Origin of the sequence: Gordonia sp. PS3 (assembly GCF_041950545.1) — a bacterium.
GTDB lineage: Bacteria > Actinomycetota > Actinomycetes > Mycobacteriales > Mycobacteriaceae > Gordonia > Gordonia sihwensis.
Genome location: NZ_CP169524.1, coordinates 725325 through 740426 on the forward strand (window position 1 = coordinate 725325; position 15102 = coordinate 740426).

15 protein-coding genes are annotated in these 15102 nt (G+C 68.2%); 8 read left to right on the plus strand and 7 right to left on the minus strand.

The window, feature by feature from the left end:
* The first annotated feature begins 60 nt into the window (after positions 1-60).
* Complete coding sequence (locus ACE11G_RS03345; RefSeq protein WP_006895730.1) at positions 61-636, plus strand: TetR/AcrR family transcriptional regulator; 576 nt, start codon at positions 61-63, stop codon at positions 634-636.
* A gap of 136 nt (positions 637-772) precedes the next feature.
* Here the strand turns inward: ACE11G_RS03345 and ACE11G_RS03350 are convergent, their stop codons facing one another.
* The 3 genes from ACE11G_RS03350 to ACE11G_RS03360 all read right to left on the minus strand — a co-directional run bounded on the left by ACE11G_RS03350 (position 773) and on the right by ACE11G_RS03360 (position 3180).
* Positions 773-952: a DUF3073 domain-containing protein gene (locus ACE11G_RS03350; protein ID WP_006895729.1), complete on the minus strand. Its 180-nt coding sequence runs from the start codon at positions 950-952 to the stop codon at positions 773-775.
* Between the two features lie 168 nt (positions 953-1120).
* Entirely contained in the window at positions 1121-2293 is a 1173-nt protein-coding gene (locus tag ACE11G_RS03355) for a folate-binding protein YgfZ (RefSeq protein ID WP_062365959.1), read from the minus strand.
* Between the two features lie 29 nt (positions 2294-2322).
* Positions 2323-3180, minus strand: coding sequence for an SDR family NAD(P)-dependent oxidoreductase (locus ACE11G_RS03360; protein WP_039867115.1), 858 nt, complete (start codon positions 3178-3180; stop codon positions 2323-2325).
* Positions 3181-3306: 126 nt separating this feature from the next.
* Here ACE11G_RS03360 and ACE11G_RS03365 point away from each other — a divergent pair, with 126 nt between their 5' ends.
* The 5 genes from ACE11G_RS03365 (at position 3307) to cydC (ending at position 10241) form a co-directional block, all read left to right on the plus strand.
* Positions 3307-4161 carry an aminodeoxychorismate lyase gene (locus ACE11G_RS03365; protein WP_045538368.1) on the plus strand — a complete coding sequence of 285 codons (855 nt, stop codon included), beginning with the start codon at positions 3307-3309 and terminating at the stop codon, positions 4159-4161.
* 98 nt (positions 4162-4259) lie between these two features.
* On the plus strand, positions 4260-5819 hold the full coding sequence (locus ACE11G_RS03370) for a cytochrome ubiquinol oxidase subunit I (protein WP_045538367.1): 1560 nt from the start codon (positions 4260-4262) through the stop codon (positions 5817-5819).
* Positions 5820-5831: 12 nt separating this feature from the next.
* On the plus strand, positions 5832-6875 hold the full coding sequence (gene cydB, locus ACE11G_RS03375) for a cytochrome d ubiquinol oxidase subunit II (RefSeq protein ID WP_062365957.1): 1044 nt from the start codon (positions 5832-5834) through the stop codon (positions 6873-6875).
* Positions 6872-8599, plus strand: a complete 1728-nt coding sequence (gene cydD, locus ACE11G_RS03380; RefSeq protein WP_062365954.1) for a thiol reductant ABC exporter subunit CydD — start codon at positions 6872-6874, stop codon at positions 8597-8599. Before cydB ends, cydD begins: the two co-directional genes overlap by 4 nt.
* A complete protein-coding gene (cydC, locus tag ACE11G_RS03385) occupies positions 8589-10241 on the plus strand; it encodes a thiol reductant ABC exporter subunit CydC (protein WP_062365950.1) in 1653 nt (550 codons plus the stop codon). The genes cydD and cydC overlap by 11 nt, the downstream gene beginning before the upstream one ends.
* 10 nt (positions 10242-10251) lie before the next feature.
* On the opposite strand, the gene ACE11G_RS03390 is transcribed toward cydC, so the two are convergent.
* On the minus strand, positions 10252-10869 hold the full coding sequence (locus ACE11G_RS03390; protein ID WP_006895720.1) for an FABP family protein: 618 nt from the start codon (positions 10867-10869) through the stop codon (positions 10252-10254).
* Positions 10870-11191: 322 nt separating this feature from the next.
* On the opposite strand from ACE11G_RS03390, the gene ACE11G_RS03395 reads away from it, so the two are divergent.
* Entirely contained in the window at positions 11192-11887 is a 696-nt protein-coding gene (locus tag ACE11G_RS03395) for a 3-oxoacid CoA-transferase subunit A (RefSeq protein WP_006895719.1), read from the plus strand.
* 50 nt (positions 11888-11937) lie between these two features.
* Entirely contained in the window at positions 11938-12546 is a 609-nt protein-coding gene (locus ACE11G_RS03400; RefSeq protein WP_375004087.1) for a 3-oxoacid CoA-transferase subunit B, read from the plus strand.
* A gap of 46 nt (positions 12547-12592) precedes the next feature.
* On the opposite strand, the gene ACE11G_RS03405 is transcribed toward ACE11G_RS03400, so the two are convergent.
* From ACE11G_RS03405 to ACE11G_RS03415, 3 genes are all read right to left on the minus strand, one after another.
* Entirely contained in the window at positions 12593-13606 is a 1014-nt protein-coding gene (locus tag ACE11G_RS03405) for a hypothetical protein (protein WP_375003676.1), read from the minus strand.
* 174 nt (positions 13607-13780) lie between these two features.
* Complete coding sequence (locus ACE11G_RS03410; RefSeq protein ID WP_045538354.1) at positions 13781-14086, minus strand: DUF1416 domain-containing protein; 306 nt, start codon at positions 14084-14086, stop codon at positions 13781-13783.
* A 48-nt stretch (positions 14087-14134) separates the two neighbouring features.
* Positions 14135-14962 (minus strand): sulfurtransferase, encoded by an 828-nt coding sequence (locus tag ACE11G_RS03415; RefSeq protein WP_006895709.1) that lies wholly within the window; start codon positions 14960-14962, stop codon positions 14135-14137.
* Positions 14963-15102 lie beyond the last annotated feature (140 nt).

Sequence of the window (15102 nt, forward strand, 5' to 3'; positions counted from 1 at the left end):
GCGGTGGCCGGGTCAGGCACAGACGAGTCGAGACCGCGGCGATTGTTAGGGTTGTTGACTGTGCCGACCTCGTACCACCACGGTGACCTGCCCGCAGCGCTCGTCCGGGCGGCGGTGGAGATTCTGGAGGAGGGCGGTGCAGGCGACCTCTCGCTCCGCGCGGCGGCACGGCGCGCCGGCGTGTCGAACGCGGCACCGTACCGTCATTTCGCCGATCGGCGCGCCCTTCTGTCCGCCGTGGCCGCGGTGGGATACCGGGACCTGGCGATCGAACTGGCCGCAGTTCATCCCGCGCCCGCATCCGCGGACGATCTGGCCGACGTCGGGATCGCATACGTACAGTTCGCGCTGTCGCGGCCGGGCCTGTTCCGGGTGATGTTCGCCGAGCCGTGCGACCCGGCCGATGAGGAACGGACCTCGGCCGCCGAGACCATCAACGCGTACGTCGAATCCATCGTGGCGCGGGTCTTCCCCGATGCCGAGCCCGAGCCGATGGCCGTCGCAGTGTGGGCGCTCGTGCACGGCCTGGCGTTCCTGTATCTCGACGGCAAGTTCGATTCCGGAACGCCGGGCGACGTGGACGAGCGAGTGCGCGCGGCGGTTCACGCGGTGCTCTCGGCGACCCCGCGGACATGACGACCGCGCGGGTCGGCGCGACGCGAGAAACCCCGCGTCGCAGGACGACGCGGGGCTCTACGAATGTCAGGCCATCAGTCTGGGCATGAGCGCCCGGGCTGACCGCCCGTACGAGCGGGTGCGTGCGACAGCGCCGTCAGGCGTGTCGCCACTCCTCTTCACTGTTCCAGCTCTCGCTGTCCGACCACGAGTCGTGGGACTCTTTCCTGCCACCAGAGAGTTCACGCTGGAGACTATCGAAGTCGGTACTCGGAGCGGAGTACTTCAGCTGACGTGCAACCTTCGTCTGCTTTGCCTTTGCCCGGCCGCGGCCCATGTGGGACCCCCTCGCACAGTGACGGGGCGGCCATCGGTGTGGCGGCCCCGTTCTATTCGTTAATAGTTTTCGTACCGACAGTCTAGCGCGGAGTACGGATTAAGTCTCATCGCCTGACCGTCGAACATCGAAAACGCTCGAACCAGCGGCTTCCCGTGGCCGCACGTGTCAGCCGCGGCCCCGCAGACGGTCGACGGCGGCGCGGCCGGGCGGCACTTGGTCGTCGGGCGTGTACAGCACGGGGTCGATGCGGGCGGTCGCGGAGGTGTCGGGCGAGGCGGCATCGCCGACGACGAGTTCGGCGTCGGCCGGAACGTTGCGCTTCACCAACGCGAGCGCGATGGGACCGTTCTCGAAGTGATCGACGACGGTGCCGACCCGGCCCACGGTCCGGCCGCCGGCGCTGACCTGATCGCCGGTAGCCGGGCGGTACGCGGAGCTGCCGTCCAGATGCAGCAGCACCAGCCGCCGCGGCGGGCGGCCCAGGTTCGCGACGCGGGCGACGGTCTCCTGACCGCGGTAACAGCCCTTGTCCAGGTGCACGGCGCCGGCCTCGTCGGGGCCGCCGATCCAGTCCACCTCGTGCGGAATCGTCCGCTCGTCGGTGTCGATGTGCAGGCGCGGCCGCAGGACGTTCACCCGCAGCGCTTCGTAGGCCCACATGCCGGCCGGCGCGGCGCCCGCCTCGGTCAGCAGTCGCCACCACTCTCGGAGATCGGGTTCGGGGACGATGAGATCGACCACAGGTGTCGAGCCGTTCTCACCGATCCGCGGCATCACGCGCCAGAAGCCGAGCGGCTCGTCGTCGTGACGGAGCTCGGGCAGGTCGCCGGCCTGGTAACGCTCGGCGTCGGGCGGGAGCGCGATCGCCTCGGCGACCGGGCCGGTGAGGATGTCGGGACCCAGCAGGGTCAGCACCGCCATGTCGGGGCGCGCGGTCGGCGTCACCTTGGCCCAGAACACCATTCTGGTCAGGAACTCGGTGAGCGCCTGTCCTCGCTCGGCCTCGGTGTCGATCCATGTGGTCTCGTCGATGTCGGTGAGGACGAAGTGGTCCTCCACCCGTCCGTTGCCGTCGAGCGAGAGGTTCTCGGCACTGCGCCGATCGCCGAGCGCGGTCAGATGCTGCGAGGAGATGGTGTGCAGCCAGGTGAGCCGCTCCGGGCCCGACAGTTCGATCACGGCGCGATCGGAGCGGTCGACAATGGCCGCGCCGCGTGTCGCCGCCCGTTGCTCGCCCAGCGGGTCGCCGTAGTGCCAGGCCACGCCGGGACTCGGGTCTCCCTCCGGAGTGGGGACGGCACTGGGATGCGAATTGAGGATCGGCGACACGGAGGTCATGTCCCGAGTGTACGAGGCCGCCCGCTGGTTCAGTCGATGACGGCAGAGGAGAATTCGGGTGGGTCGCCGAGGAAGGGCCGATGCGACGGGGGAGTGCTGCCATCGACGTCGGTGATCCCGTACTCCTGCGCGAGCTCCGCAGCCACCAGCACCCGCCCCGAGTACTTCATCCGGTCCCGATCGCGGGACAGTGCGTCGATCACGCGTCCCGGGAACTCCACCGACTCGGCGGTCGCGACCAGCCCGTCGTAGAGGTCGGGCCGGGCACTGAAGGCGGCCATGTTCACCTCGGTCTTGAGCAGCCCCATCCACAGCGAGACGACGGCGACGTCGAAGGGCTTGAAGTCGACAGCCATGTCGTGCGCCATCTTGTCGACGGCGGCCTTCCCGGAACCGTAGGCCGGACCGTGCATGTAGCAGGTGCCGCCGAACGAGGAGGTGTTGACGACGAGCCCGCCGCCGGACTCGGTGAGGAGCGGCGCCGCGTAGTAGGTGGCGACATAGGTGGAGCGCAGGCCGACGCCGTGCAGGCTCAGGAGGTCGAGTCCCTTGGTCCAGAACGGTCCCTTGTCGGTGAGCCCGGCGGGCAGGGCGATGGCATTGTTGACCAGGACGTCGAGCCGTCCGTGGTCGTTGCCGATCCGGTCGAAGAGGGCTTGGACCCGAGTGTCGTCGTCGTGGTCGACGGCCACCGCGATTCCCGTCCCGCCGCGCTCATCGATCTCAGCCGCGGTCTGGGTGATGGTGCCCGGCAGACTGGTCTGCCCGGCGGCCGTGGTGCGTCCGGTCACGTAGACGGTGGTACCCGGCTGTGCGAGCGCGAGGGCGATTCCCTTGCCCGCTCCCCGGCTGGCGCCGGTGACGACGACGATCCGTTCATTGCTCATCTGTCGGTGGTACCCGGTGTCGGACGCATTCGCCAAGGGATTCTCTCGATGAGCGGAATGTCGGCACGCAGATTCCGGCGCGCGGAATTCAGCCGGCCGCACGCCGTTCCATGGCATCGTTGTCGCATGCCAGTCGTCCTTGTGTCGCCTGAGGGCGAGGTCGCTGACCCGGATTCACCCGTCCTGCACGCGGACGATCTCGGAATCGTGCACGGCGACGGGCTCTTCGAGACCATGCTCGTGCGCGAAGGGCGAGTCTGCGGGCTCGACCGGCATCTCGCGCGGCTCACGGCGGCCGCGCCCGTCGCCGGCCTGCCCGCACCGGATCCGGGGCGGATCGAGGCGATGGTGCGCACGGGCGTCCGCGAGTGGCGGTCGGTCCATGCCGGTGAGGGCATGCTGCGGCTGGTGTACACGCGTGGACGCGAACACGATCCGTCGGGTGATCCGACCCTGTACCTGACGATCGCGCCCGTCCCGGACCGCGTCGAGTCCGCTCGGCGGCACGGCGTCCGCGCGCTGACGCTGCCGACCGCGTATCAACCCGGGCTCGCCGCCACGTCGCCGTGGCTGCTCTCCGGGGTCAAGTCGCTCAGCTACGCCGCCAACATCGCGGCCCTGCGTCACGTCCGCGGACTGGGCGTCGACGACGCGATCTTCGTCTCGGCGTCGGGCACGGTGCTGGAGGGTCCGCGCAGCACGGTGGTCGCGGTGATCGACGGCGCACTCGTGACGCCGCCGCGCGACGACGGCGTGCTGCCCGGAACCACACAGGACGCACTGTTCGAACTCGCCGAGAGCGAAGGGATCGGGACGGACCAGCGGCCGTTGACCGTCACGGAGCTGTACTCCGCCGACGAGGTGTGGCTGCTGTCGTCGGTCACCCTCGCCGCGCGTGTGCGCGAACTGGACGGGCGGGCCTGCGGAGCCGGATCGGTGATCGACGTCGCTGATCTGGTGCACAGGTCAGCGGGGTCATAGGCCCAAAGGCCGTTGCCTGCATCACGCACGCTTTACAACTGAACAAGGTCTACTACCGTGTGTAGTAACGCCCATCCTCGGGACGAATTGAGGTCGCAGTGAGTGTTGTAGACATATCCAGATGGCAGTTCGGTATCACCACCGTCTACCACTTCATTCTGGTGCCGCTGACGATCGGCCTCGCGCCGCTCATCGCGATCATGCAGACGGTGTGGCACCGCACCGGCAACGAGCAGTGGCTCCGGGCCACCAAGTTCTTCGGCAAGATCTTCCTCATCAACTTCGCCCTCGGCGTCGCGACCGGCATCGTGCAGGAGTTCCAGTTCGGCATGAACTGGAGCGAGTACAGCCGGTATGTGGCCGACGTCTTCGGCGCACCGCTCGCCCTCGAAGGGCTGATGGCCTTCTTCCTCGAGTCCACGTTCATCGGTCTGTGGATGTTCGGCTGGGGACGGCTCTCGCGCCGGCTCCATCTGGCGTGCATCTGGCTCGTCGCGATCGGTGTCAACGCCTCCGCCTACTTCATCATCGCGGCCAACTCGTGGATGCAGCACCCGGTCGGCGTCGAGTGGGATCCCGAACGCGGACGGCCCGCGATGAACAACTTCATCGCAGTGATCACCAACAACACCACGCTCGTCGCGTTCCCGCACGTCATCATGGGCGCCCTGCTGACGGCGTCGACGGTGGTCGCCGTGGTCGGTCTCTGGTGGATGGCGCGCAACACCTACCGCGCGTCGAAGATCGAGGAAGCCGCCAAGATCGGTGACGAGTCGATCATCCCGGCGACCACGTCGCCGAGCCAGGTCGGTGCGTCGCCGGAGAAGCTCCGCCACGACAACGCCACCCTGTGGAGACCGGTGAGCATCTTCGCACTCTGGGTGATCATCGGCTCGGGACTGGGATTGTTCATCACCGGCGACATGCAGGGCCAGCTCATGTTCAAACAGCAGCCGATGAAGATGGCCGCGGCCGAGTCGCTCTGCGAGACCGAGACCGGAGCGTCCTTCTCCGTGCTCAGCATCGGACGGCAGAACAACTGCGACAACATCGAGCACATCATCACCATTCCGAACATGCTGTCGTTCCTGTCCGACCACAGCTTCGACTCCGAGGTGAAGGGCGTCAACGAGCTGCAGAAGCAGTACCAGGAAGCGCTGAACATGCCGGGCCAGAACTTCGCGCCCAACCTGTTCGTCACGTACTGGAGCTTCCGCGCCATGATCACCTGGGCGCTCGGCTCAGTGGTCGTCGCCTTCGGCGGACTGTGGTTCCTGCGGAAGAAGCGCACGGAGGTTCCGAGGTGGTTCGGGCGTCTGGCGCTGTGGATGCTGCCGACTCCGTTCCTGGCGAATGCGTCCGGCTGGATCTTCACCGAGATGGGCAGGCAGCCGTGGGTGGTCGTCCCCAACTGGGCCGACGCCGACGGAGATCCGCTCAGGATCCACATGCTGGTGCAGGACGGCGTCTCGAACCACACACCGCCCATGGTGTGGGCCACGCTGATCGGGTTCACGCTGCTGTACGGCGCGCTCGGGGTGGTCTGGTTCTACCTCGAACGGCGCTATGTGATCGAAGGTCCCAGCGACAAGGACGCCGCAGCGCCCGACGTCGGCTCGGACGACGACGAATCCGCCGAACTCTCGTTCGCGTACTAAGAGGAGCATCCGATGAGTCTTGAGAACTTCTGGTTTCTGGTCATCGCGGTCCTGTTCACGATGTACTTCGTCCTCGAGGGCTTCGACTTCGGCGTCGGCATGCTGATGTCCTTCCTCGGACGACGCTCCGAGCCGGACGGCGACAAGCGCAGGCGAGTGCTGCTGAACACCATCGGACCGGTGTGGGACGGCAACGAGGTGTGGCTGCTCACCGGCGGCGGCGCGCTGTTCGCGGCCTTCGGCGGCTGGTACGCGACGATGTTCTCCGCGTTCTACCTGCCGCTCTTTCTGATCCTGATCGGCCTGATCGTGCGCGTGGTGGCGATCGAGTGGCGGGGCAAGATCAACGACCCGCGCTGGCGCTGGTGGTGCGACTTCGGCATCGGACTCGGATCGTGGATCCCGGCGATCCTGTGGGGCGTGGCATTCGCGAACGTGGTGCGCGGACTGCCGATCGACGCCGACCACCAGTACACGGGTGGCTTCTTCAACCTGCTGAACCCGTACGCGTTGCTCGGCGGCGCGACCACCCTGCTGGCCTTCCTCACTCACGGTGCGGTCTTCGTCGCGCTCAAGACCGCCGGGCAGATGCGTCACGATGCGCAGACCTTCGCGGCCCGGCTCGCCGTGCCGACCGCCGTGGTCGCAGCGGTGTTCCTGATCTGGACGCAGCTGGCGTACGGGCACGCCTGGACCTGGGCGATCGTCGTGGTGACCGCTGTCGCGGCGGTGGGCATGGTGATCGCGACGGCCGCACGGCGCGAGGGCTGGGCGTTCGTCGCCACCTGCATCGCCATCGCCGGAACCGTGGCGATGCTCTTCGCGTCGCTGTTCCCCGCGGTCCTGCCGTCCACCACGGACGCCGCGTACGACCTGACGATCGCGAACACGTCGTCGAGCCACTACACGCTGGTCATCATGACGTGGGCCGCGGCGATCATGACACCGGTGGTCATCGCCTACCAGGCCTACAGCTACTGGGTCTTCCGCAAACGGCTGTCGGTGGACCAGATCCCGCCGTCGGTGGGCCTGCCGCTGCAGAGCTCCGGTAAGTGACCGAGCCCCGGACCACGTCTCGTCGCCGCCCGCCGCTCGACCCGCGACTGCTCCGCGCGTCGCGGTCGGCGCGGCGGTACGTCGTGGCCTCGGCGGCGTTCGCGATCGGCAACGTCGTCGCGGTGGTCGCCTCGGCCATCGCCCTGGCCGGCCTGCTGTCGGAGGTGATCACCGATCCGGCGGCGCGCGGGTTCGCTGCTCAGTCGGTGCACCTCACGGTGCTCGCGGTGGCACTGACCGCCCGCGGCGCGATGAGCTACTTCGGTGATCGGGTGAGCCGGCGCGCCGCTCACGCGACCATCGACGAACTGCGCGTCGCAGCGCTCGACACTCTCACCGATCCCGGGCAGACGAGTCCGCGGCGGTTGCTCGACGAGCGCGAGCACGCGCTGACGGTGGTGCTGCGCGGACTCGACCGGCTCTCCGACTACCTGTCGGGGTATCTGCCGGCCCTGCTGTCGACGGTCGTCATCACCCCGCTCATCGTGGTGGTGGAACTGTGGACCGACCCGATCTCCGGCGTCATCATCATCGTGACCCTGCCGCTCATCCCGGTGTTCATGGTGCTCATCGGACTGGTCACACGAGACCGCACCCGGCGGAAGCTGGCGGCGATGAGCCGGCAGAACGCACAGCTGGTGGACCTCATGACCGGATTGCCGACGCTGCGTGCGCTCGGTCGTGCACAGGGGCCGGCGGGGCAGGTCGCCGAGCTGGGGGAGCGTCTGCACCGCAGCACGATGGGTTCGCTGCGGATCGCCTTCCTCTCCGGGGCCGTCCTGGAACTTCTCGCCACCCTCAGCGTGGCCCTGGTCGCCGTCAGTATCGGATTGCGGCTCGTCTTCGGTGAGATGAGCCTGTATGCGGGAGTGCTCGCATTGGTGCTGGCGCCCGAGGCCTACCTGCCTCTGCGCCAGATCGGCGCGCAGTTCCACAACGCCGAGGACGGTGTCGCGTCGGCGGATGACGTTCTCGATCTCATCGAGTCCGGACGCGCTGCTTCACGTGGAACAGCGCGCGCAGCCGCGAGCGGCGAGGCCGAGGCGAGCAGTCGGCCCGGTGAGGTCGGCGTCACGGTGGAACTCGATCGGCTCGGCATCCGCGGCCGCGACGGCTGGGCGCCGCGGGGCCTGTCGGCGACGGCGCGGCCCGGAGAACTCACCGTCTTCACCGGCCCCAACGGCGCGGGCAAGTCGACCGTGCTGGCCGCGGTGCTCGGACTTCACACGCCCGACGAGGGGCGGGTGCTGATAGCCGGTCGCGACCTCGCCTCGCTCGATCGGGACGCCCACTACGGTCGGCTGGTGTGGCTGCCGCAGCATCCGGTGATCGTCCCCGGAACCGTGGCCGAGAACCTGGATCTGTTCGGCGAGCTGCCGAAGGAAGCCGTCGCCGAAGCGATGCGCGCCTCGGCCTTCGACGAGATCCTCGCCGATCTGCCCGACGGAATGGACTCGGTGCTCGGCTCCGGCGGCGCCGGACTGTCGGCGGGCCAGCGACAGCGACTGGCGCTGACCCGAACGCTGGCCTCACCCGCGCGGCTGCTGTTGCTCGACGAGCCGACGGCGCATCTCGACGAGGGCACCGCCGGCCGGGTGATCGCCGCACTCGTCGACCGCGCGAGAGCAGGCGACACGGTGATCGTCGTCTCGCATCAGAAAGGCGTTCTGTCGGCGGCCGACGCGGTGGTCGACTTCGCGAAGGAGCTCTCCGATGGCCGCTGACCGCTCGCGCGATCCGATGCTCGCCGCCCTCGCCTTCACCGGGATGCGCGGGCGCGTTCTGGTGATCCCGATCCTGCTCGGCGCCGCCGGAGCGCTCTCGGCGCTCGGGCTGGCGGCACTGTCCGCCTGGCTGATCACGCGCGCGTGGCAGATGCCACCGGTGCTCTACCTCTCTGTCGCGGTCACCGGGGTCCGGGCGCTCGGCATCTCACGCGGCGTGTTCCGCTACGTCGAACGGCTCGCCACGCACGACGTGGCACTGGCGGCGATGGCCGACGCACGCACACGGATGTACCGGGCGCTGGCGCAGGGCTCGCCGGGCTACACCGTCGGCCTCCGGCAGTCGGAGCTGATGGCGCGTACCGCCGACGACGTCGATGAGATCGGCAGTGCGGTAATCCGCGGGCTGGTCCCGATGGCGGTCGGGGCGGTGACATCGGTGTCGGCCGTGGCGATCATGGCCTTCGTCTCGATTCCCGCCGCGATCGTGCTCGCGGTCGCATTGCTGGTGAGCGGTGTGCTCGCGCCTTGGCTGGCCGCGCGCGGGGCGGCCGATAAAGTCGCTGCCGCCGCGCGCGCCCGCGACGATGTCGTCGAAGCCACGTCGTCACTGCTGTGGCACGGCCCGGAACTGGCGGTCGCGGGGGTGCGCCGATCCGTGCTGGGGACGGTCGCCGCAGCCGATCGCCGTGCCGCGGACGCCGAGAACGCCGGTATGCGCCGGCAGGCGGCGGCCCAGGCGGTGACGCCGATCTCGATGGGCGTGAGCGTGGTCGCTGCGGCGATCATCGCGGTGCAGCTGGCGTCCGGGCTTCCCGGATCGCTGGCCGACGTCGCGTCGGGCACGGGTGTGACGCCGATGGTCTTCGGCATCCTGTTGCTTCTGCCGTTGTCGTCGTTCGAGACGACCGCACCGCTCACCGAAGCCGGCATGGCGTGGGAGAGCGGCCGCCAGGCCGCTCGGCGGGTGCTGGCACTCGTCGACGGCGCATCCGACGGTGACCGCGAGGCCGCCGACCCGGTCGTCGACCCGCGTCCGGTGACCCTGACTGCGGAGTCACTGCGGTGGGGATGGACCACCCCGCTGGGGGAGACGGACGACTTCCGCGTGGGCCCCGGGGAGCGTCGGGTGGTCGTCGGACCGAGCGGTGTCGGCAAGTCGACGCTGCTGATGACCTTGGCGGGGCTGCTCCCGCCGCTGTCCGGGACGGTGAGCGCCGGCCCCGGGGAACTACGCGAGCACGTCTGCTACTTCGCCGACGACGCGCACGTCTTCTCCACCACCGTCCGGGAGAACCTCCATGTGGCACGCGGCGACGTCTCCGACGACGAGATGCGCGCAGCGCTCGAGAGGGTGGGGCTGGGTGAGTGGCTCGGCGGTCTGCCAGACGGGTTGGGAGAGAAGCTGACCGGTGGGGGCGGAGCGTTGTCGGGCGGTCAGCGGCGCCGACTGCTGCTGGCGCGGGCCCTGCTGCACCCGGCTCCGGTGGTGCTGCTCGACGAACCGACCGAACACCTGGATGCGGGCGATGCGGAGCGACTGCTGTCGCTCATCTGCGGTGATCTCTTCGGCGAGCGCGCCGTGGTGGTGGTGACGCACCAGGACGTGTCACGGATCGACGTGCCGGTGGTGCGGTTGTGAGACCCGAGGGTCAGCCGACGACGCGGCGGAGCTTCGCGGACAGTCGCGGCGTCAGTTCGCCCTCGGCGTCGACGCGCTCCTCCACGTAGGCAAGGTCGCCGTCGGGGACCAACCCGAACAAGCGCTTCGCTCCGCCGGTGTGCGACCCGGTCTCGGAGCGGATGGTGACGTCGGTGGTGAGATTCCACGACGTCTGAGTGAGCGGACGGCCGTAGTAGAGCTCGATGGAGCCCTCGGCATGGGTCAGCAGCAATTCGATCTCGTCGTCCTCGCTGATCCGCCAGAAGCCGGACTCCCGGAGGTCGGGCCGCACGTACGCGCCGTCGTCGTCGATGACCCAGGATCGGGCCTGCCAGACGAGGTAATTGCCGCCGTCGTGCGAGACGATGATCTGCTGACCGAACTGATAGTCGTCGCCGGTCACCGGATCGTGCCCTTCGCCCTGTCCCTCCCAGACGCCGACCATCGGCAGGAGAGCGAGCAGGCCGGAATGGAGATCGGGACCCTCGCGGAGGTTGGCGGTGTCCGGAGGAACGGGCAGATCGCCGACCGGCGTCAGGTTCTTACCTGCGGTCTGCTGAGCGCGTTGCTCGGCGTCGGAGATCGCTTCGTTCCCGGAGCGCGTCATGACTCGTCGTTGACCAGTCGGTAGACGGTGTACAGCGCGAACCAGATGATCAGCAGCGAGGCCAATCCGAGCAGGATTTCAAAGAAGAGGACCACGCTGCCGATAGTACCGCGCGCCGGTGGCGTCACCGAAACGAGTCGTCCGACTGCTTCCTAGATCACAGTGGTCGCCACGCTCGCCGAATAGTGAAATCCATCAGATATCAATAGTGCCTCAATGAGTAATTGCCGGTCTGAATCGGGAGGCATAGCGTCGTAGGGGTAGCACTCGGACCGCCGGAACGGAACGCGTCCCGACGGCCGACCGACCGAGGAGGGCACCAGTGAGCGCCACCGTCTTCTGCGGAGACGTCGACGAAGCCGTGGCCGGCATCGCCGACGGGTCCACCGTTCTGATCGGCGGATTCGGACTGGCGGGTATGCCGTTCGATCTGATCGACGCGCTGATCCGGCAGGGGGCCACAGACTTGACGGTGGTGAGCAACAATGCGGGCAACGGCGACCACGGACTCGCCGCGCTGCTCGCGGCCGGCCGGGTCAGGAAGATCCTCTGCTCCTTTCCCCGGCAGTCGGACTCCTGGGTCTTCGACCGCCTGTACCGCGCGGGCGAGATCGAGCTCGAAGTGGTGCCGCAGGGCAACCTCGCCGAACGGATGCGGGCGGCCGGTGCGGGCATCGGTGCGTTCTACTGCCCGACGGCGGTCGGCACTCCGATCGCCGAGGGCCGGGAGACCCGCGAGATCGACGGTCGGACGTATCTGCTGGAATACCCGATCAAGGGCGACGTCGCTCTGATCGGCGCGCACCGCAGCGACCGCGCGGGCAACCTCGTCTACCGGAAGACCGCACGCAACTTCGGGCCGGTCATGGCCGCGGCCGCCGCGACCACCGTCGTCCAGGTGGACGAGGTGGTGCCGGTCGGCGGCATCGATCCGGAAACCGTCGTGACACCCGGCATCTACGTCGACCGGGTGGTCGCGACTCCCACTCGCCGATTCGCCGTGGAGGGCGCACGATGACCGATCGACTGATTCACGCTTCCGGGGCGCTTCGGATGGCCGACGCGCCGATGACGAAGGAGCGTCTCGCCGCGCGTATCGCCGCCGACATCCCGGCCGGCTCCTACGTCAACCTCGGCATCGGTCAGCCGACCCAGATCGCCGACCATCTCGACCCCGGCGCCGGAATCACCCTGCACACCGAGAACGGGATGCTCGGGATGGGGCCGCAGGCGACGGGTGACGATGTGGACCTCGACCTCACCAACGCGGGCAAAGTACCTGTCACGGAGTTGCCGGGCGCCTCGTACTTCCACCACGCCGACTCGTTCGCGATGATGCGGGGCGGTCACCTCGACGTATGCGTCATGGGCGCCTTTCAGGTCTCCTTCGGCGGCGACCTGGCGAACTGGAGCACCGGTGCGCCGGACGCGATCCCGGCGGTCGGCGGAGCGATGGACCTCGCGATCGGCGCCAAGCAGGTGTTCGTGATGATGACTCTGTTCGCCCGCAACGGTGATCCGAAGATCGTGCCGCAGTGCACGTACCCGCTGACCGGACTGTCGTGCGTCGATCGCGTCTACACCCCGGAGGCCATCATCGACGTCGGGGACGACGGCGCACAGATCGTCGAGACCTACGGTGTCGATCCCTTGGAGCTGCTGGACCGGTTGACGTAGCTCTCGTCGGAGAGTGCGGCTGTCCGCTCAGTTCGCGCGGGTCCGCTCAGTCGCTCACCGAGCGGAAGCCGCTCGCTTGAGCGGATTCCCATTCGCGTACACCGTAGGTCGGTAGGTGCTGCTGGAGGAGCCGCACCAGCGTGCGCTTCTGAAGATGCTCCCATCGCCATCGGACGACGCCGAGGCCCAAGCCGCGAAGAGCATCCTCTCTGATCTTCTCGCGGATCACGATGTCGCCCGCGTCCTCGTCCGTGTCGATGACCTCCCTGCGGTACTTGCCGAATCCGTCGAACTCGCCGATGACCAGTCCGTCCCAGTCGTAGTCGCAGATCGCGAGATGCCCATCGGGCAAGACGTACTCCGACTGCAGCTTCGGCGCGGGGACACCGGCTTCGATCATCTGTGCCCGGCTCCACGACTCCCCGGGGTTCGCTGACAGCCCGCTCGCGAGGCTCAGTGCGAATCTGGCTCTGGCGACACCGCGCCGGGGCATCGCGAGTCGTCGTTCCAGGTCGGCTCGGGACACTCCGGCGCGTAGCGCACCGTCGAAGACCGTCAGGATCTTGGCGAAGTCGGTCTGGCTGAGCGCGACGTCGACGGCGGTGCGGGGGAGATTCGTCAGGCGCAGTCGGCCGATTTCGATGACGTCGTCGTCGGCGACCAGACCCGAATGGATCATCCGTTCCCTGGTGCTGTTGCCGCCGCCGCTCCGGCCGTTGGTGAGGTGAACGAGCCGCCGATCGGGGAGCAGCAGGTCCAGCCCGAGGATCGCCGCGGCCGACTGATGGCTGACGACTCGACCGTCGCTTTCGCGACGGGCCGCTGCGGCTCCTGCCGCCAGACATCGGAACCGATAGTGCTGACGGGCCGCTGCGCTGGGCTCGGCGGGATACGCGCTCGCCAAGGCGAAAGCGCCGCGCCCGACGTCGTAGATCCGGCGTTCTCGACGGGCCTGTCTCAGCTCCAGCTCGGTGACACCGCAGTCGAGGGCGTCGGCACGCCAGATCAGTCCGTGTTCGTCGATAGGCCACATATGAATTGGACGCAGGCGCCGACGCATCGGTTCCGTTGTTCGCGACGTGGCGGGGTATTCGCTCAGTTGAGCGGTGAACGCGCGGTGAGGGAGCGAGCGTCGGCCGGTGAACTGAGCGGATGCTGCGTAGATTGCCGCACAGACGACGAGGCCCCGGTCAGCAGCAGCGGACCGGGGCCTCGTCGAACAGCTACGCGCGAATCACTTCGCGACGGTGACGTCCTGGTTGTGGACGCCCGGCCCCTCGGGCGAGACGGTCACGTCGCCGTTGCCCTGCGAGCTCAGCGCGCGCAGAGTCCAGGTGCCCGGGGCGGCGAAGAAGCGGAAGTCGCCGGTGGCCGAGGCGACGACCTCGGCGGTGAACTCGCCGGTGCCGTCGAGCAGACGGACGAAGGCGCCCGCGACGGGGTTGCCCGAACCGTCCACGACCTGACCGGTCAGGACGGTCTCCTTCTCAGTGTCGACGCCGGCGGGGAGGGTCTGACCCTGCTTGGGTGCTGCGCACATGTCACTAGTCCTCTCAGAGACTGTCGATGGGGGAGTTTGCGGGGCGGCTCAGCGCTCGATCGGAGCGCCGACCAGCGAGCCGTACTCGACCCAGCTGCCGTCGTAGTTCTTGACGTTCTTCTTGCCGAGCAGTTCCTGAAGGACGAACCAGGTGTGGCTGGAGCGCTCGCCGATACGGCAGTAGGCGATGGTCTCCTTGGCGTCGTCGAAGCCCTTGTCCGCGTACAACGCGGTGAGATCTGCGTCGGACTTGAAGGTCCCGTCCTCGTTGGCGGTGGTCGACCACGGGATGTTGATGGCGCCCGGAACGTGACCGCGCTGCTGCGCCTGCTCCTGCGGCAGGTGCGCCGGAGCGGCGATCTTGCCGGAGAACTCGTCGGGGCTGCGGACGTCGACGAGGTTCTTGGAACCGATCGAGTCGATCACCTCGTCGCGGAAGGCGCGGATCGAGTTGTCGGCGGCCTGGGCGACGTAGTCGGTGGCCGGGCGGGTCACAGCGTCGGCGCTGAGCGGACGGCCGTCGAGCTCCCACTTCTTGCGGCCGCCGTCGAGCAGACGGACGTCCTTGTGACCGTAGATCTTGAAGTACCAGTACGCGTACGCGGCGAACCAGTTGTTGTTTCCGCCGTACAGGACGACGGTGTCGTCGTTCGCGATCCCGCGCTCGCTGAGCAGTGCGGAGAAGCGCTCGGCGTCCAGGAAGTCGCGACGCAGGCCGTCCTGCAGGTCCTTACGCCAGTCGAGGCGGATGGCGCCCGGGATGTGGTTGCTGTCGTAGATCGAGGTGTCCTCATCGACCTCGACGAACACGACCTTGTCGGTGTTGAGGTTCTCTTCAGCCCAGTCAGCGCTGACGAGCACATCGGAGCGTGCCATATTTCGGTTCCTTTCGAAATGATCACCGCGCGCGGCGTGAGGCCGCGCCAGACGGCGAGTTCGTCGCACTGGGCGACGGGTGTTCCGGGCCGGGGACGGCGGTCGTCTGCGACGAGACGGTGGAGGATGCGGCTGAGATC